We start from the raw sequence: 1,641 nt of genomic DNA, 5'->3' as shown, positions 1-1,641 counted from the left end.
CAGGTCAGCGATCCAGCGCACCTTCGGTGCGCGCCGGGGGCGTGGTAAATCCCGTGGCGTGCGCCGGGGGTGCTTCTGTCTGCCCTGACGTGGGCTGGTGCGGGGCCGAGATGCTGGAGGAGTTCGTTCCGGCCGAAACCGATGCCTCTGTGATGCCGGTGAGCTCGCAGGTCAGCATGGTGCTGAGGGCCGTCCACGGGAACCGTGGAGTGTTGCTGCAAAGCACGTGCGTCAGAATTCCTGATTCACCCTGGTCCTCCCGGAACGGCGTACCCGGTCTGTCCGGCGAGGGAGGGAGCAAGGCCGTGGACGTGCTGCACGAACGCTGCGCCGGCCTCGACATCAGCAAGAAAGACGCCAAGGCGTGTGTCCGCACCCCGAGTACGAAGCGGCGGGGGTCCTTCACGACCGAGACTACGACGTGGGGATCGACAACGAACGCGGTCCTCGCCCTGCGGGATCACCTGCTCGCCGCGCAGGTGACACTGGTGGTGATCGAGGCGACCTCGGACTACTGGAAGCCCTTCTACTATGTGCTGGCCGAGGGCCTGGACGTGATCCTGGTCAACGCGCGGCAGGTCAAGAACCTGCCCGGCCGCAAGACGGACGTCTCGGACGCGGCCTGGCTGGCCCAGCTCGGCGCCCACGGCCTGGTCCGGCCTTCCTTCGTGCCGCCCGAGCCGGTGCGCGAACTGCGCGGCCTGACCCGGGCCCGGACCACCGCCACCCGTGAACGCGGCCGGGTGGTCCAGCGCCTGGAGAAACTCCTGGAGGACACTGGCATCAAACTGTCCGCGGTCGCCTCCGACATCATGGGCGTCTCCGGCCGGGCCATGCTCGAAGCCCTCATCCGCGGCGAAGGCGACCCGCAGGTCCTCGCGGACCTGGCCAAACGCAAGCTCCGCAACAAGATCCCCGAGCTCACCGAGGCCCTGACCGGACGCTTCCGCGAGCACCACGCGTTCCTGGCCCGCCTGCATCTGGACCACTACGACCAGCTCACCACGATGATCGACCAGCTCACGGGACGGATCGAGGAGGCGATGGCCCCCTTTCGTGGCGCCCTCGACCTGCTCGACACCATCCCCGGAATCAACCAGGCGACCGCCGAAGTGATCATCGCGGAGACCGGCGGGGACATGACCCGGTTCGCCTCCGCCAAGCACCTCGCGTCCTGGGCCGGGGTCTGCCCCGGCCACCACGAGTCCGCCGGCCGCACCAAGAACACGAAGGTGCGGCCCGGCAACCCCTATCTCAAAGGGGCACTCGGCCTCGCGGCATTCGGAGCGGTGAGAACCAAGGACACCTACCTGCAGGCCCGTTACAAGCGGCTGACCGCCCGCCGCGGCCCGCTCCGAGCACTGGTCGCCGTCGAGCACTCCATCATCACCGCGATCTGGCACATGCTCACCGACAACGTCGGCTACCAGGAACTCGGCGGCACCTACTTCGCCCAACGCGACCCCGAACGCGCCACTCGCCGGGCCATCAACCAGCTCAACCAGCTCGGCTACACCGTCACCCTCAACCCGAGGGAGAGCGCCGCCTAACCGGCAGACCCCGACACCCGGAGCCTCCACGGCCACCGGGCACCCGGCCCTGCCCACACCCACCCTGACCAGGCTCTATTTACGCGTCAGA

General features: G+C 68.4%; 1 protein-coding gene. It reads left to right on the top strand.

What is annotated here, in order from left to right:
* Positions 1–305 precede the first annotated feature (305 nt).
* Positions 306–1,550 (top strand): IS110 family transposase, encoded by a 1,245-nt coding sequence (locus tag ABZ656_RS57845; RefSeq protein ID WP_101403870.1) that lies wholly within the window; start codon positions 306–308, stop codon positions 1,548–1,550.
* Positions 1,551–1,641: the final 91 nt, after the last annotated feature.

The organism is Streptomyces sp. NPDC007095 (genome assembly GCF_040634475.1).
Classification (GTDB): domain Bacteria; phylum Actinomycetota; class Actinomycetes; order Streptomycetales; family Streptomycetaceae; genus Streptomyces.
The sequence above is the reverse complement of the archived record's forward strand: the minus strand, read 5'-3'. Positions and strand labels throughout refer to the sequence as shown.